The sequence below is a fragment of the Promicromonospora sp. NPDC060204 genome (genome assembly GCF_042728455.1).
Taxonomy (GTDB): Bacteria; Actinomycetota; Actinomycetes; order Actinomycetales; family Cellulomonadaceae; genus Promicromonospora.
The window spans coordinates 1-14,836 of record NZ_JBHWZO010000158.1; the positions used below are offsets into that span (position 1 = coordinate 1).

Sequence of the window (14,836 nt, forward strand, 5' to 3'; positions counted from 1 at the left end):
GGCTCTAAGAGCCCTCTTAGAGCCACCAACCCTACGTTCAGTTGTGGGGCCGCCGGGTGCCGCCCGGGGTCGGTCGGAATCGCTCGGGGCCGCCCGGGCCGACGTCAGCGACCGACCCGAGCGGCGTCGTCCGCCGTCGACCGGCGCTGGCGCGATCACCGCAAGGCCCGCCGTCCACCGCGCTGGCGCGATCACCGCAAGGCCCGCCGTCCACCGCGCTGGCGCGATCACCGCAAGGGCCGCCGTCGACCGGCACGGCGCATCTGCACGCCGAGATCGACAGCGACCCGATCAACGCGGCGAGGGCCGCCGTCGAACGTAGGGTTGGTCGCTCCATGGGCTCTCTTGAAGCGACCAACCCTACGTTCGCCCCACGTTCGGCTGTGGGCTCGTTCGGGGCTGACGCCGACACCCCCTCGCGCGGACATCACCTTTGAGGCCCAGGTTTCTTCGCTTTCGGACCAGCCAAAGCTGAGAAACCCGGGCCTCAAAGGGGAGCACCCCGCGGGCGAGTCGGGCAAAGCGGGCAGGTCGGCCGGGCTGGCCCGAGCCTTCGGCTACGTCAGACGACGCGGGCTACGTCAGACGGCGCAGGCCACGTCAGACGGCGCAGGCCACGTCAGACGGCGCAGGCCACATCAGACGGCGCGGCCTTGTCAGACGGCGCGGGTGCCGTTCTGCCAGACCTGGTGGATCAGCGGGACGCCCGGGCGGTACGCGAGGTAGGTGTGGCTCGGGGCGTCGAGCACGGTCAGGTCGGCGCGGGCGCCGACGCCCAGGTGTCCGACGTCGTCCCGGCGGAGCGCGAGCGCCCCGCCCGCCGTCGCCGACCAGAGGGCCTCCGCGGGACTCATGCGCATCTCGCGTACCGCGAGCGCCACCACGAACGGCATGGACGACGAGTAGCCCGAGCCGGGGTTGCAGTCCGTGGCCAGCGCGACGGGGACGCCCGCGGCCAGCAGCCGGCGGGCGTCGGGATACGGCGACCGTGTGGAGAACTCGATAGCGGGCAGCAGCGTCGCGACGGTGCCGTGCCCGGCGCCCTGCCCGACGTCGGCAGGCCGCCCACTCCCGGGCCCGACGTCGGCAAACTGCACGTACCCGGGCTCGGCAGATCGCCCACTTCCGGGCCGGACGTCGACAAACTGCACGTACCCGGGATCGACAGATCGCCCACTTCCGGGCCCGACGTCGGCAGACCTTCCGTTCCCCGGCCCGACGTCGGCAGAGGGCGCCCCTCCGGGACCGAAGCTGCCGGAGGCGAGGCCGCCGCTCCACGAGTCCGCCAGCGCGGCGACGTCGACGTCGGTCAGGTGGGTGCAGTGGTCCACGCTCGCCGCCCCGACCTCGACGGCGAGCCGCACGCCCGGGCCGGCCGAGAGCTGGTTGCCGTGCACCCGCGCGCCGAGTCCCGCGCGCAGCCCGGCGTGCAGGACGGCGCGCGCCTCGTCCTCGTCGAACGCCGTGGGTGCGGCGGGCTCGCAGAACACGTCGACCCAGCGGGCGTGCGGCGCGCAGGCGGCGAGCATCGGGCCGGTCACGAGGTCGACGTAGCCGGCGCGGTCGGCGGCGTACTCGGTGGGGACGGTGTGGGCGCCGAGGTACGTCGTCTCCGGGGTGAGCTCGCGGGCGATCCGCAGGGTGCGGGCCTCGGTGGCGACGTCCTGGCCGTAGCCGCTCTTGATCTCGACGGTCGTGGTGCCCTGCGCGAGCATCTCGTGCACGAGCGCCCGGCCGCGCGCCCGGAGCTCGTCCTCGCTCGCGGCGCGGGTCGCGGCGACCGTGGTCGCGATGCCGCCGCCGGTGTAGGGCTCGCCGGTCATGCGCGCGGCGAACTCGGCGGCACGGTCGCCCGCGAACACGGTGTGCGAGTGGGAATCGACGAACCCCGGGAGCACGCAGCGTCCTTCGAGGTCGACGACGTCGTCCGCCGCCGGGGCCGACGCCGCCGGTCCCGTCCAGGCGACGCGCCCGTCCTCGATGACGACGGCGGCGTCCGGCACGACGCCGATCCCGTCGGCCACGGTTCCCCGGCCGCCCGGCATGGTCCCGCCCCCGGCCGGCCCCGACCCGCCGTGTGCCGGGTCGTTGGTGACCAGCTCGCCGATGTTCGTCAGCAGCACGCTCATGCGTCGCTCCCCCTGGTGATGTCGTGCTTCGGGTCCCGCGTGATGTCCTGCTCCGCCGCGGCCCAGATCTCGTCGATCGCCTCGGCGAGCATCCGCGCCACGTCGCCGGCCCGGTGCACGCCGTCGCGCACCACGTGCTCGCCGCCCGCCACGACGTCCGACACGTCCGCGGCACCCGCGACCAGCGCGACCTGCGCGGGGTCGGCCCCGGCGGTGCGCGGCGTGTCGAGACGCACCGCGACAAGGTCGGCGGGCGCGCCCACGGCGATGCGGCCGGCGTCGGGCCGGCCGAGCGCCGCGTGCCCGGCCGACGTCGCCAGCTCGATCAGGGCCGCGGGGTCGAACGCGCCGCGCCGGCCGCCCGCGAGGCGCTCGTGCTCCTCGACGCCGCGCGCCTCCGCGAGCACGTCGGCGCCGACGTGCTGGTCCGTGCCGACCGACAGCGGGCTGCCCGCGCGCAGCAGCCGGAGCCCGGGGGCGATGCCGTCGGCGAGGTCGCGCTCCGTCGTCGGGCAGAGGCAGACGCCCGTGCCCGAGGTGCCCAGCAGCGCGACGTCGTCGTCGGTCAGGTGCACCGCGTGCACCGCCGTGGTGCCGGGGCCGAGCGCCCCGGCGTCGTGCAGGAGCCGCGTCGGCGTGACGCCGAAGGCCGCGAGCGCCGCCTCGTTCTCCCCGGGCTGCTCGGACAGGTGGACGTGCAGCGGCGCTCCGGCGTCCCGGGCCCAGCGGGCGACCGCGGCGAGCTCGGCCGGTGCGACGGCGCGCACCGAGTGGGCGGCGGCGCCGACCAGCACCCGGTCGTCGTCGGCCCAGGCCGCGCGCAGCGCGTCGACGCGCCGGGCCCACTGCTCGACGGTGCCGTCGCCGAACCGGGCCTGTTCCGGCGCGAGCGGTTCGTGCCCCGCGGGGCCGAGGCCGCCGTGCAGGTAGCAGGTGTCGAGCAGCGTGAGGTGCACGCCGGCGTCGCGCGCGGCAGACCGCAGGGCCTCAGCCATGGCGTTCGGGCCGCCCTCGGCGGCGGGGTACGGCGTCCCGTCGGCGCGGTGGTGCACGTAGTGGAACTCGCCGACGGCGGTGGTCCCGCCGAGCGCCAGCTCCGCGAAGAGCGCACGGGCCAGGCGTTCGTACCGGGCGGGCGTCAGGACCCTGGCCAGGGCGTACATGCCCTGGCGCCACGTCCAGAACGACCCGCCGTCGGCGTGGGTTCGCCCGCGCAGGGCGCGGTGGAACGCGTGCGAGTGTGCGTCGGCGAGCCCGGGGAGCACGACGCCGCGCAGGCGCACGTCGCCGTCCGACGCCGGGACGCCGGGCTCGACGGCGGTGATCCGGCCCCTGTCGGTCTCGACCCGCACGGACGCGACGACGTGGCCGCGCTCGACGACCCGGCCGGGGGCGCCGGCGGGCGCGCCGCCGGGGGCACCGCCGGGGGCACCGCTGAGCGCCTCGTCCGGCCCCGGCAGCCAGGCCCGTTCGCACCAGAAGCTCGTCACGGCTCTCCCCTTACGTTCCACGCTCTCTCTGTTCGGTAGTCCCCTTTGAGGCCCGGGTTTCTTCGCTTTGACGGGCCGCAAAGCGGAGAAACTCGGGCCTCGAAGGGGATCACGGCTGGGCCAACGGCGCGCGCCCGGCCGGCCGGGCAGCCCGGTCCGGTCCGGACGGCGGGAAGGCCGGGGTCGTCAGCAGGTCCGTGAGGACGGCGGTCAGGGCCTCGACTCCGGCGTCGCAGTCGGCCAGTTCCGCGTACTCGGCCGGTGAGTGCGACACCCCCGTCGGGTTACGCACGAACAGCATCGCGGTCGGCACGCCGGCCGCCGCGAGGATGCCGGCGTCGTGCCCGGCGCCCGTGCCGATCACCGGTGCGGGCAGGGCGGAGCCCGGCCGCCCGACGACGTCGGCGAGCCGCGCCGCGAGCGCCGGGTCGAACACCGTCGCGGGCGTCCAGGACTCCTCGACGGGCCGCCACCCGGCGAGCCCCCGCCCGCCAGCACGGCTCCGAACCCCCTCACCGATCGCGGCTCCACCGTCGACGGCCGAACGTAGGCCTGGTCGCTCTGTAAGCCCTGATGCGGCGACTACGTCTACGTTCGACGGCCTGCTGTTCGACGGATCGCTGGTCGACGAATCGCCGATCGCTTGATCGGCAATCGTCGAACGTAGGGTTGGTCGCTTCATGAGCGCTCTTGCGGCGATGTCCCCTACGTTCGAGGGGTCGGACGGCGGTGCGGGCGCGCCGATCACCGAACGGACGGCCTGTTCCGTTTGCGCGCGGGCGTCGATCCAGGCGCGCACCCGGGACGGGATCGCGTTGACGCCGTTCGGCTCGACCTCGACCTTGGCCAGCGTCGCGAGCGCCCCGGCGTGCTCGGCTGCGGCTCGGACGTCGGTGATGAGCCGCGCGAGGTCGAGCATCGGGTCGTGCCGGTGCGCCAGCGGTGTGGTGCCGGCGTGGTTGGCCTCGCCCGCGAGGTCGACGCGCCAGCGGCCGTGCGGCCAGATCGCGGCACCGACGGCGACCGGCGCCGCCTCGTCGTCGGGCAGGTCGGCGAGATACCGACCCTGCTCCACGTGCAGCTCGACGAAGACGCCGATGCGCGCGACGGCCTCGTCGTCGCGCCCGTAGTGCTCGAGCCGCACGCCGCCGGGCCCGAGGGTCGAGCTGGCCACGCCGCCCGAGCCGCCCGCGCGCGTCGAGCCGGCCGCGCCACCGCCGCCGGGCGCACCGAACCCGCCGAACCCGCCGAACCCGCCGAACCCGCCGGACCCGCCGGCCGTGCCCGAACCACCGACCCGCCCCAGCACGTCCGCGAGGCTGTCCCCCGCCCGGTCGCGCAGCGCCAGCAGCCGCTCCGCCGAGACGGTTCCCGTCACGGCCCGCGAGCCGAGACAGGCGAGCCCGAATCGCGCCCCCTCCTCGTCGGAGAAGTTCACGATCCCGAGCGGTCTGACCGGCGTCACACCAGAAGCCCGCAGCGCGTCGAGCGCCGCGAACGCGCTCGCCACACCGAGCGGGCCGTCGAACGGGCCGCCGCCCGGCACCGAGTCGAGGTGACTGCCGGTCACGACGCCGGGACCGTCGGCGTCCGGGTCGCCCCACCACGCCCACTGGTTCCCGGCCCGGTCCACGGTCACGTCCAGACCGCGCGCCGCGGCCTCGCCGGCGAACCACTCGCGCAGGGCGAGGTCGTGCCCGGTCCAGGCGAACCGCTCGTACCCGCCGGACGGCGCCCGCCCGACGTCGGCGATCGCCGCGAGCAGCCCGCCGACGCCGGTCCCACCGGCCGAGCCCACCCTGCTCGAGCCCGCGCCCGGCGCCGCACTGCCGGGCCCTCTGCGCCCGCCGTCCGACACCCGACCGGAACCCGTCACGCCCCCTCCCGCATCGGCACCCGCAGCCCGCCGCGCTCGGCGGCTGCGACGGCGTCGTCGTACCCGGCGTCGACGTGCCGCAGCACACCCGTCGCGGGGTCGTTCGCCAGGACCCGGGCGAGCTTCTCCGCGGCGAGCGCCGTCCCGTCCGCGACAGACACCTGCCCGGCGTGGATCGAGCGCCCCATGCCGACGCCGCCGCCGTGGTGCAGCGACACCCACGTGGCGCCCGACGCCGTGTTGACCAGGGCGTTCAGCAGCGGCCAGTCCGCGATCGCGTCCGAACCGTCGGCCATCGACTCCGTCTCCCGGTACGGGGAGGCCACGGAGCCAGAGTCCAGGTGGTCGCGCCCGATCGCGAGCGGCGCGGAGATCTCCCCCGACGCCACGAGCTCGTTGAACCGCAGACCCGCGACGTCGCGCTCCCCGTGCCCGAGCCAGCAGATCCGCGCGGGCAGCCCCTGGAACGCGACCCGCTCCTGGGCGGCGCGGATCCAGCGGCCAAGGTGGTCGTCGTCGGGGAACAGGTCGAGCACGGCCTGGTCGGTCACCGCGATGTCCCGCTCGTCCCCGGACAGCGCCGCCCAGCGGAACGGCCCCTTGCCCTCGGCGAACAGCGGCCGGATGTACGCCGGCACAAATCCCGGGAAGTCGAACGCCCGGCCGTAGCCGCCCTGGCGCGCCTCGTCGCGGATCGAGTTGCCGTAGTCGAACACCTCGGCGCCCGCGTCCTGGAAGCCGACCATGCCCTCGACGTGCCGCGCCATCGACTCGCGCGCCCGCTCGGTGAACCCGTCGGGGTCCTTCTCCGCGAGGTCGGCCCAGTCCGCCAGCTCCACCCCCGACGGCAGGTAGGAGAGCGGGTCGTGCGCCGAGGTCTGGTCCGTGACGACGTCGACCTCGACGCCGCGGCGCAGCAGCTCCGGCACGACGTCGGCGGAGTTGCCGACCACGCCCACCGACAGCGCGCGCCGGTCCTTCTTCGCGGCCAGCGCCAGCTCCACGCCTTCGTCCAGCGAGGAGGCGACGACGTCGAGGTAGCGCGTCTCGACGCGCCGGTGCAGACGGGCCGGGTCGACGTCGACCACGAGGCACACGCCGCCGTTGAGCGTGACGGCCAGGGGCTGGGCCCCGCCCATGCCGCCGCAGCCGCCGGTCAGGGTGAGCGTGCCCGCCAGCGTGCCGCCGAACCTCTTGGCGGCGACTGCCGCGAACGTCTCGTACGTGCCCTGGAGGATCCCCTGGGTGCCGATGTAGATCCAGGACCCGGCCGTCATCTGCCCGTACATGGTCAGGCCGAGCTGCTCCAGCCGCCGGTGCTCGGGCCACGTGGCCCAGTCGCCCACGAGGTTGGAGTTGGCGATGAGCACGCGCGGCGCCCACTCGTGCGTGCGCAGCACGCCCACGGGCCGGCCGGACTGGACCAGGAGAGTCTCGTCCTCGCGCAGGTCCGTCAGCGAGCGGACGATCGCGTGGTAGCTCGGCCAGTCCCGCGCCGCCCGGCCGGTACCGCCGTAGACCACCAGGTCGTCGGGCCGCTCGGCCACCTCGGGGTCGAGGTTGTTCATGAGCATGCGCAGCGGCGCCTCGGTCTGCCAGCTCCGGGCGGTCAGGGTGGTGCCGCGCGGGGCGCGGACGGGGACGGGGGTCCCCCGGTCGTACGGCTGGTTCACTTGGGTCTCCTTCGGCTCTCGGCTGGGGTGTAGGTGCGGCTCAGTGCAGGTGTCCGACGGCGCCCGCGGCCGCCGCCACGACCTCTCCGCCGGCCACGAGCCCCACCACGTGCTCGATCTCCGGGGCGAGGTAGCGGTCCGGTCCCGGACCGGGCACGACGGCGCGGACGGCGTCGTGCACCGCTGCCGTACCCGCCGCCGGGGCCTCTTCCCGCAGGTCCAGGGCGCGCGCGGCCGTGAGCACCTCGATCGCCAGCACCCGGGTGAGCCCGTCCACGGAGCGGCGCAGCTTGCGGGCGCCGGCCCAGCCCATCGACACGTGGTCCTCCTGCATGGCGGAGCTCGGGATGGAGTCCACGCTCGCGGGCGCCGCGAGCCGCTTGAGCTCGGAGACGATCCCGGCGGCCGTGTACTGGGCGATCATGTGCCCGGAGTCGACGCCGGGGTCGTGCGCGAGGAATGCGGGCAGCCCCTCGTTGCGCGCGACGTCGAGGAACCGGTCGGTGCGCCGCTCGCTCATGCTCGCCAGGTCGGCGGCCGCGATGGCGAGAAAGTCGAGCACATAGGCCACGGGCGCACCGTGGAAGTTGCCGTTCGACTCGACGCGCCCGTCCGACGTGACGACGGGGTTGTCGATCGCGGAGGCGAGCTCCCGGCCCGCGACGATGGCGGCGTGGTCCAGGGTGTCGCGGGCGGCGCCGTGCACCTGGGGCGCGCAGCGCAGGGAGTATGCGTCCTGCACGCGGGTGCACACGGGGTTTCCGGCGTCGTCCAGCTCGCGGTGGCTCGCCATGAGCGGCGACCCCGCCAGGAGGCGGCGCATGTTCGACGCCGACGCCGCCTGCCCAGGGTGCGGGCGCAGGCCGACCAGGTCCTCGGCGAAGGGCGCGTCCGACCCGAGCAGGGCCTCGACGGACAGGGACGCCGCGACGTCGGCCGTGGTGAGCAGGCGGCGCAGGTCATGGATCGCGAGGCAGAGCATGCCGAGCATGCCGTCGGTGCCGTTGATGAGGGCCAGACCCTCCTTCTCGGCGAGCACGAGCGGCTCGATCCCGGCGTCGGCGAGCGCCCGGGCGGCGTCGACCTCCTCGCCGTCCACCCGCACGCGACCCTCACCCATCGCGGCGAGCGCCACGTGCGCGAGCGGCGCGAGGTCGCCGGAGCAGCCTAGGGACCCGTACTCGTGCACCACGGGAGTGATCCCGGCGTCGAGCAGGGCGGCGTAGGTCTGCGCGGTGACAGGACGCGCGCCGGTGTGGCCGGTGACCAGGGTCGCGAGGCGGAGGAGCTGGAGCGCCCGCACCACCTCGGTCTCGACCTGCGGCCCGGACCCGGCCGCGTGCGAGCGCACGAGGCTGACCTGGAGCTGCGCCCGCATCTCGGCGGGGATGTGCCGGCGGGCGAGCGCGCCGAAGCCGGTGGAGACGCCGTAGTGCGGCGCGGCGTCGTGGGCGAGGTCGTCGATCACGGCGCGGGTCTGCGCCATGCGGGCCAGCGCGCTCTCGTGGATCTCGACGGTCGCGCCGTGGCGGGCGACGGCGACGACCTGCTCGACGGTCAGCGGGGTGCCGTCGAGCACGACGTGCGGGGGCAGGTCGTGCGGGGTTTCCTCGCGGTCGGCCACGCCGGTGGCGGGCGTCGTCGCCGCGTCGTGCAGGGTGCTCATGCGCTCATCGAACCCCGCGGCGGCCCGGATGGCGCGGGCGGAGGCATCGATAGAGTCTGGGATACAAGACGACTCACCCGGGAGGAAACAGTGGCCGGCAGCAGCGCCGTTCCCGCCGCGCGAAGCACCGCGCGGCTGCTCTCGTTCCTCGCGGCGCAGCCGGGTCCGGTGCCCGCGGGTGCGATCGCGCACGGCATCGGGGTGCCCCGGTCCAGCGTCTACCACCTGCTCTCCGTGCTGGGCGACGAGGGTTTCGTGCGGCACTTCCCCGACGAGCGCCGCTACGGCCTGGGCGTCGCGGCGCTCGGCCTGGGCAGCGCCTACACGCGGCAGGCGCCGCTCACCCGCCTGGCCGCGCCCGTCGTCGCGCGCCTGGTGGAGGCCGCGGGCGAGAACGGGCACCTCGCCGTCCTCAACGGGCGGGAGGTGCTGTACCTGGTGGAGCAGCGCGCGGCGGGCCGCCCGCCCCTGGTGACCGACGTCGACGTCCACCTCCCGAGCCACCTCACCGCCAGCGGCCGGGCGGTCCTCGCACTACTGCCGCCGGCGCAGGTGCGGGCCCTGTACCCGACGCCGGGGTCGTTCACCGACCTGACCGGCGCCGGGCCACGCACCCTCCGTGAGCTGCGCGACGTGCTGCGCCTCGCCCGGGCGCGCGGCTTCGCGGTGGAGGACGGCGAGGTGACGACGGGCTTCGCGTCGGTGGCCGCCGCCGTCGTCGACCACACGGGCCGCCCGGTCGCAGGACTCGCGATCACGTTCCGCTCGGAGGCGTACGACGACGACGCCCGGGCCGGCCTCGCGGAGCAGGCGACCCGGGCGGCGCGCGAGGTCAGCCGACGGCTCGGGGCGCGGTGATCTACGTCTCACCGGGGGTCGTCGAAGGGCTCCTCGCGCTCCTCTTCGAGGCCAGAGTTTCTCCGCTTTCGGGGCGCTGAAAGAGGAGAAACTCTGACCTCGAAGAAGACCCGCTGAACTGCGACTATCCGTACCTCACTGGCGAAGCGGACGACCGCCGTCGACCCCCTAGAGTGGACATCACGCCCCCTTCCGCTGCCGTCCAGGGAGATGTCTCGTGAGTTCACAGCCGTCCGAGTTCCGACTGCTCGTCACCGGTGGCGGGACCGGCGGCCACACGTATCCGGCACTCACGACGCTGCGCGCGCTGCAGTCCCGGCTGGCCGAGTCGGGCACCGCCGTCAGCGTCCTGTGGGCGGGCACGGCCGACGGGCTGGAGGCCCGGGTCACGGCGTCCGAGGGCATCCGGTTCCTACCGGTCGCGACGGGCAAGCTGCGCCGGTCGGCCAACCCGCTGGGCATGCTGTCGGCCAGCAACATGAAGGACATGGCGCGGGTGCCGCTCGGCGTCGCGCAGGCCCGGTCGATCGTCGCCGACTTCAAGCCGGACGTGATCCTGTCGACCGGCGGCTACGTCGCCGTGCCGGTCGGCATCGCGGCGGGCCTGGTCCGGCGTCCGCTCGTGGTGCACGAGCAGACCGTGCGGCTCGGGCTGGCCAACCGCCTGCTGGCCAAGCGGGCGACGCGCGTCGCCGTGTCGTCGCCGTCCACCCTGGAGCTCCTGCCCGACGCCGTGCGCGAGCGGGCCGTGGTGACCGGCAACCCGGTGCGCGCCGAGGTGCTGACCGGCGAGCCGCTCAAGGCCGTCGACGCGCTGGGCCTCGACTCGTTCGACCCCGACCTGCCCGTCCTGTACGTCACGGGCGGCGCGCAGGGGTCGGTGCAGATCAACGAGCTGGTCGCCGAGACGCTGCCCTGGATGCTCCAGCGGGCGAACGTGATCCACCAGTGCGGCCCGAACAATCTCAAGGAGATGTTTGAGCGCACCGCCACGCTCCCGGCGGAGCTGGCCGCGCGGTACCGCGTGCTCGGGTTCGTCGGGGCGGAGCTGCCCGACGTGCTCGCCCTGGCCGACGTCGTCATCTCCCGCAGCGGGGCCGGGACCATCGCCGAGCTGACGGCGCTGGGCAAGCCCGCGGTGCTGATCCCGCTGGCATCGTCCGCCGGGAACGAGCAGGCGCACAACGCTCGCCGGCTGCAGGACCTGGGCGCGGCCGTCGCCCTGGAGGGCGACCTCACGTTCTCGGACCTCCGCGGGGCGCTGGCCGGGCTCCTGGACGACGCCGGACGGCGCGAGCGCATGGCCGACGCCGCCCGCAAGAACGGGGTGCCCGACGCCGCCGAGCGGCTCGTGGACCTGCTGCTGGAGGTCGCAGGCCCGCGGAGGTGAGCGGCTCGGCGGGTGTCAGGACAGTACTGGCCGTCGCCGCGCTGGCCCTGATGTCGGGTTGCCAGGCGGACACCGGGATCACGATGCACGGCGACGACGACGAGCACCCCCTGTCCTTGCACTCGGGAGGCGGGGCCTTCGCCGCGTCCGCGGAAGATCGCGCGCCGGGCGGAACCTGGACGACGACGTTCGGGTCCTTCTTTCCCTGCATCGCCGACGGAGACGGTCCGATCGTGATCGACGGCGTCGACTGGACGAGCGACAAGGATCTGGACCCGCTCTCCGTGCGGGTCTTCCTCCGGTCGTTCGACGACTCGAGCTCGGACCCGATCGCTAGTATGCGCGGCACGCCGCTCCAGGACGGTCCCGTTGCCCTCTCGGGCAGCATCCACGAGGGGGTCGATGGCTTCCGGGTCGAGCGAACCTGCGCGGACAGCGCCGACAACTCGGGCCAGACCGAGGAGCTGCTCGTCGCGGTGAAGTCGGACGAGGGCGGCGCCCACGTCGGGGACCTCACGGTCCGCTACACGACGCCGGACGGCAGGAAGTTCGGCGTGGTCAGTGAGTGGCAGATGTACATCTGTGGTTCGGAAGCCCCGGAGAATCTCTGCGACGGGAATCCCGCGACCTGAGCGCACGCGCCTTCCGAACCGGGTCTCCGGCCCTCAGTCCCGCGCCGCGAGCGCTTTTGCCAGCAGCCCGGCCAGCTCCCGCAGGTCGTCCGCGTCCAGGCCGGCGAACGGGGTCCGGTCCAGCGTCCCGACGATGATCTCGGTGCGCACGCGCCGGCCCTCCGCGGTCAGGACGACGACGCGCGACCGGCGGTCGTGCGGGTCCGTGGCGCGCTCGACCAGGCCCCGTTCGACGAGCTGGTTGGTCACGAAGCTCAGGTTCGGCGCGTTGCAGTGCAGGCGCTCGCTCATCACCTTCATCGACGGCGGCGCCTCTTCCGGGTCGATGACCCACAGCGCCTGCGCCGTCTGGAGCGTGAGCCGGTGCCGCGCGACGACGTCGGCCGCCCGGTCGCCCGTGAGCATGAAGAGCTCGTGGTTCGCCCGGACGACGGCTTCGAGATCGGTCTGGCTCATCCGGCGATCCTAGCCGTATTAGTTCGAGACTCGAAGGTGTTAGGGTCCGAACTACTTCGAGACTCGAAGCATCCACGGACGAAGGCGGACCATGTACAGCTACCGCGGCACCACCACCCTCGTGACCGGCGCCTCTCGCGGGCTCGGCACGGCCTATGCGATCGAGCTCGCCCGGCGCGGCTCGGACCTCGTGCTCGTCGCGCGCTCGGCCCCGGAGATCGACGCGCTGGCCGCCCGGATCCGCGCCGCGCACGACGTCGCGGTGACCACCCGCGCGGCGGACCTGACGGACCCCGACCAGGTCGCCGCCCTCCTGCGCGACCTGGACCCCGCCTCGGAACCGGTCGACCTGCTGGTCAACAACGCGGGCATGGGCCCGGCGGGCCCCTTCCTGGACCGCCCGCTGGAGCCCCAGCAGACGGCGGTGGACCTCAACGTCACCGCACTCATGGCGCTGACCCACGGGTTCGGCACCCCGATGGCGGCGCGGGGCCGCGGCGGCATCATCAACGTCGCCTCGACCGCGGCCTTCCAGCCGATGCCCTACCAGGCCGCCTACGCCGCGACCAAGGCGTTCGTCCTGTCGTTCACCGAGGCGGTGACCGAGGAGCTGCGCGGTACGGGCGTCCGCGTGATGGCGGCGCACCCCGGCGGGACGGCCACCGCGTTCTTCGCGGGCACCACCCACACCGTCGACCAGCGGCTCCTCGACTCCGCCGACGACGTGGCCCGCCGGACCCTCGACGACTTCGCCCGGGGCAGGAGCGCGTCGTACCCGGGGCGGCAGCTGAACCGGGTCGGGTCCTGGCTCCCGCGGTTCCTCCCGCGCACCGTGACCTCGCGGATCACCGGAAAGCTCAACCGCACCCTGGGGCTCGACGCCGTCCGCGCGGTGCCCGCCGCCTGACGGCGCCCACCGCGCGGACCAGCCCGTACACGCGCACGGCCGGTCAGCCGAGCTGGTCCCGGAGGACGGTCGCCGCCCGACGCCGGACCGGGTCCGCGATCTCCGGGTACGCGCCGATGCCGACCAACCGCAGGTACTTGTCGGCGGCCGCGAGCTGGGCGACGGCGCCGGAGTAGGTGCCGAGCACGTCGGCGAACTCGGCGCGGACCCGGGCGGCGACGTCGGGCCGGAGGATCGCGGAGCAGGCCAGGACGGCGGCGTCGTACCCGGCGGGCGCCCACCCCCAGTACTCCCAGTCCAGGATCGTCAGGTTCGGGGCGGTGAGGTTGCCGAAGTGCAGGTCGCCGTGGGCGACCTCCCAGTCGACGCGGCCGAGGTCGATCTCCACATCGAACCGGGCGAGGATCGAGGACCGGACGGCGTCGGGCTCCAGGACCCGGCGTTCGGTCGCGGTGACCCGGCGCAGGGTGTCGAGCCCGACCCGCAGCCCGGCCCACCAGGCGTCGGGCAGGTCGACCGGATGGTCGAGCACGAGGCCGGTGCTCACGGCGGGCTCGTCCACGAAGGTCATGAGGTCGGCCCGGACGACCTGGTCGACGTCGTCCCACCGGGTGGCCCACTCCGCGGACCGCAGGTGCCGGGGCATCGGGATGGCGTCGAACGGCGCGCCCGTCGCGGTGGCGATGCCGTCCCAGATCTCGCCCTGGGCCCACTCGGGCGGCTGCGCCGTGACCCGCAGCCACGCCGGGCCCGACGTCCGGGCGGCGAGGGTCCGGTCGTAGGACCCGCGGACGGGCTCGCCGTCGAGCGTCACGCCGAACCGGGCGGCGGCCTCGGCGAGAAGCCCGGCGAGCCAGTCCCGGCGTGCGTCCGACATGTGTCTCCCCTGGTGATGCGCCCTGAGCCGAGCGTGGATGCGCCCCACGGAACCATGCCGCGGGTACGGTGGCGCGGAACCACGCCCGGCCCGGAAGGAATCGAGTGAGCCAGCACCGCAGCGACGACAACTGGATCAAGGGTGTCGCCGACGACGACCTCGTCACGATCGGCGACCCACGGCTGAAGGCCCCCACCTCGGAGATCGAGGCCGGCCGGGCCCAGGAGCTGCTGGCGACCCTGACCACCCGGCTGCGCGAGCTGAACGGCGCCGGGCTGGCGGCCCCGCAGATCGGCGTCTCGGTGCGGGCTGCGATCGTCGAGGTCCGCCGGACCGACGTCTTCCCCGACCGGCCCGAGACCGGCCTCATCCAGATCCTGAACCCGACCGTCCTGGAGCGCTCCGCCGAGACCGTCCTCGACTGGGAGGGCTGCTTCAGCGTGCCCGGGTACCTGGGCCTGGTGCCCCGGTCCGAGACCATCACGGTCCGGTACACCGACGAGACCGGGCAGATCCTGACCAGCGAGGTCAGCGGGTATGCGGCGCGCGTCTTCCAGCACGAGATCGACCACCTCGACGGCCTGGTCTACCTCGACCGCATGCCCGACATGACGAGCCTCACGACGACGCAGAACTACCTGGACCACCACCGCCCGACGTCGGTATAGGGCTCCGTCCTGACCGCCGGGGCGGCCGGCCGCCGCGTCGGAGGCCGGCGGTTCGGAGGCCGGCCTGTCGGAGGCAGGTATGTCGAAGGCCGGCGGGTCCGGGACCGGCCCGGCGGAGGCAGGTACGTCGGAGGCAGGCGGCTCGGGGACTTGGCACCTTGGGGACCGGCTCGATCGGACGGCGGCCCGATCGGGGGCCGGCTCGATCAGACGG

The 14,836-nt window shown here is 74.5% G+C and carries 12 protein-coding genes; 5 read left to right on the forward strand and 7 right to left on the reverse strand.

The window, feature by feature from the left end:
- Positions 1-656: 656 nt before the first annotated feature.
- From ACFWEJ_RS18945 to hutH, 5 genes are all read right to left on the reverse strand, one after another.
- A complete protein-coding gene (locus ACFWEJ_RS18945) occupies positions 657-2,129 on the reverse strand; it encodes an amidohydrolase family protein (protein WP_377230744.1) in 1,473 nt (490 codons plus the stop codon).
- Positions 2,126-3,619: a formimidoylglutamate deiminase gene (locus ACFWEJ_RS18950; protein WP_377230745.1), complete on the reverse strand. Its 1,494-nt coding sequence runs from the start codon at positions 3,617-3,619 to the stop codon at positions 2,126-2,128. Before ACFWEJ_RS18950 ends, ACFWEJ_RS18945 begins: the two co-directional genes overlap by 4 nt.
- A gap of 109 nt (positions 3,620-3,728) precedes the next feature.
- The gene (locus ACFWEJ_RS18955) at positions 3,729-5,495 is read right to left on the reverse strand and encodes a Zn-dependent hydrolase (protein ID WP_377230746.1); all 1,767 of its coding nucleotides are present in this window, start codon (positions 5,493-5,495) and stop codon (positions 3,729-3,731) included.
- Complete coding sequence (gene hutU, locus ACFWEJ_RS18960) at positions 5,492-7,168, reverse strand: urocanate hydratase (protein WP_377230747.1); 1,677 nt, start codon at positions 7,166-7,168, stop codon at positions 5,492-5,494. Before hutU ends, ACFWEJ_RS18955 begins: the two co-directional genes overlap by 4 nt.
- Before the next feature lie 40 nt (positions 7,169-7,208).
- On the reverse strand, positions 7,209-8,834 hold the full coding sequence (hutH, locus tag ACFWEJ_RS18965; RefSeq protein WP_377230748.1) for a histidine ammonia-lyase: 1,626 nt from the start codon (positions 8,832-8,834) through the stop codon (positions 7,209-7,211).
- 90 nt (positions 8,835-8,924) lie between these two features.
- On the opposite strand from hutH, the gene ACFWEJ_RS18970 reads away from it, so the two are divergent.
- The 3 genes from ACFWEJ_RS18970 (at position 8,925) to ACFWEJ_RS18980 (ending at position 11,714) form a co-directional block, all read left to right on the forward strand.
- The gene (locus ACFWEJ_RS18970; RefSeq protein WP_377230749.1) at positions 8,925-9,692 is read left to right on the forward strand and encodes an IclR family transcriptional regulator; all 768 of its coding nucleotides are present in this window, start codon (positions 8,925-8,927) and stop codon (positions 9,690-9,692) included.
- 217 nt (positions 9,693-9,909) lie between these two features.
- Positions 9,910-11,082: a glycosyltransferase gene (locus ACFWEJ_RS18975; protein WP_377230750.1), complete on the forward strand. Its 1,173-nt coding sequence runs from the start codon at positions 9,910-9,912 to the stop codon at positions 11,080-11,082.
- Positions 11,079-11,714 (forward strand): hypothetical protein, encoded by a 636-nt coding sequence (locus tag ACFWEJ_RS18980; RefSeq protein WP_377230751.1) that lies wholly within the window; start codon positions 11,079-11,081, stop codon positions 11,712-11,714. The genes ACFWEJ_RS18975 and ACFWEJ_RS18980 overlap by 4 nt, the downstream gene beginning before the upstream one ends.
- Positions 11,715-11,747: 33 nt before the next feature.
- Here the strand turns inward: ACFWEJ_RS18980 and ACFWEJ_RS18985 are convergent, their stop codons facing one another.
- Positions 11,748-12,170, reverse strand: a complete 423-nt coding sequence (locus ACFWEJ_RS18985; RefSeq protein WP_377230752.1) for a MarR family winged helix-turn-helix transcriptional regulator — start codon at positions 12,168-12,170, stop codon at positions 11,748-11,750.
- A gap of 91 nt (positions 12,171-12,261) precedes the next feature.
- Between ACFWEJ_RS18985 and ACFWEJ_RS18990 the strand changes: the two genes are divergently transcribed.
- A complete protein-coding gene (locus tag ACFWEJ_RS18990) occupies positions 12,262-13,077 on the forward strand; it encodes an SDR family NAD(P)-dependent oxidoreductase (protein ID WP_377230753.1) in 816 nt (271 codons plus the stop codon).
- 43 nt (positions 13,078-13,120) lie between these two features.
- On the opposite strand, the gene ACFWEJ_RS18995 is transcribed toward ACFWEJ_RS18990, so the two are convergent.
- On the reverse strand, positions 13,121-13,954 hold the full coding sequence (locus ACFWEJ_RS18995; protein WP_377230754.1) for a phosphotransferase: 834 nt from the start codon (positions 13,952-13,954) through the stop codon (positions 13,121-13,123).
- 104 nt (positions 13,955-14,058) lie between these two features.
- Here ACFWEJ_RS18995 and def point away from each other — a divergent pair, with 104 nt between their 5' ends.
- Positions 14,059-14,622, forward strand: coding sequence for a peptide deformylase (gene def / locus ACFWEJ_RS19000; protein ID WP_377230755.1), 564 nt, complete (start codon positions 14,059-14,061; stop codon positions 14,620-14,622).
- The last annotated feature ends 214 nt before the right edge of the window (positions 14,623-14,836 follow it).

Excerpts from the sequence above, each read along its gene's own strand:
- ACFWEJ_RS18945 (WP_377230744.1), bottom strand. The coding sequence starts at position 2,129 with ATGAGCGTGCTGCTGACGAACATCGGCGAGCTGGTCACCAACGACCCG.
- ACFWEJ_RS18990 (WP_377230753.1), top strand. The coding sequence starts at position 12,262 with ATGTACAGCTACCGCGGCACCACCACCCTCGTGACCGGCGCCTCTCGC.
- ACFWEJ_RS18985 (WP_377230752.1), bottom strand. The coding sequence starts at position 12,170 with ATGAGCCAGACCGATCTCGAAGCCGTCGTCCGGGCGAACCACGAGCTC.
- ACFWEJ_RS18995 (WP_377230754.1), bottom strand. The coding sequence starts at position 13,954 with ATGTCGGACGCACGCCGGGACTGGCTCGCCGGGCTTCTCGCCGAGGCC.
- hutH (WP_377230748.1), bottom strand. The coding sequence starts at position 8,834 with ATGAGCACCCTGCACGACGCGGCGACGACGCCCGCCACCGGCGTGGCC.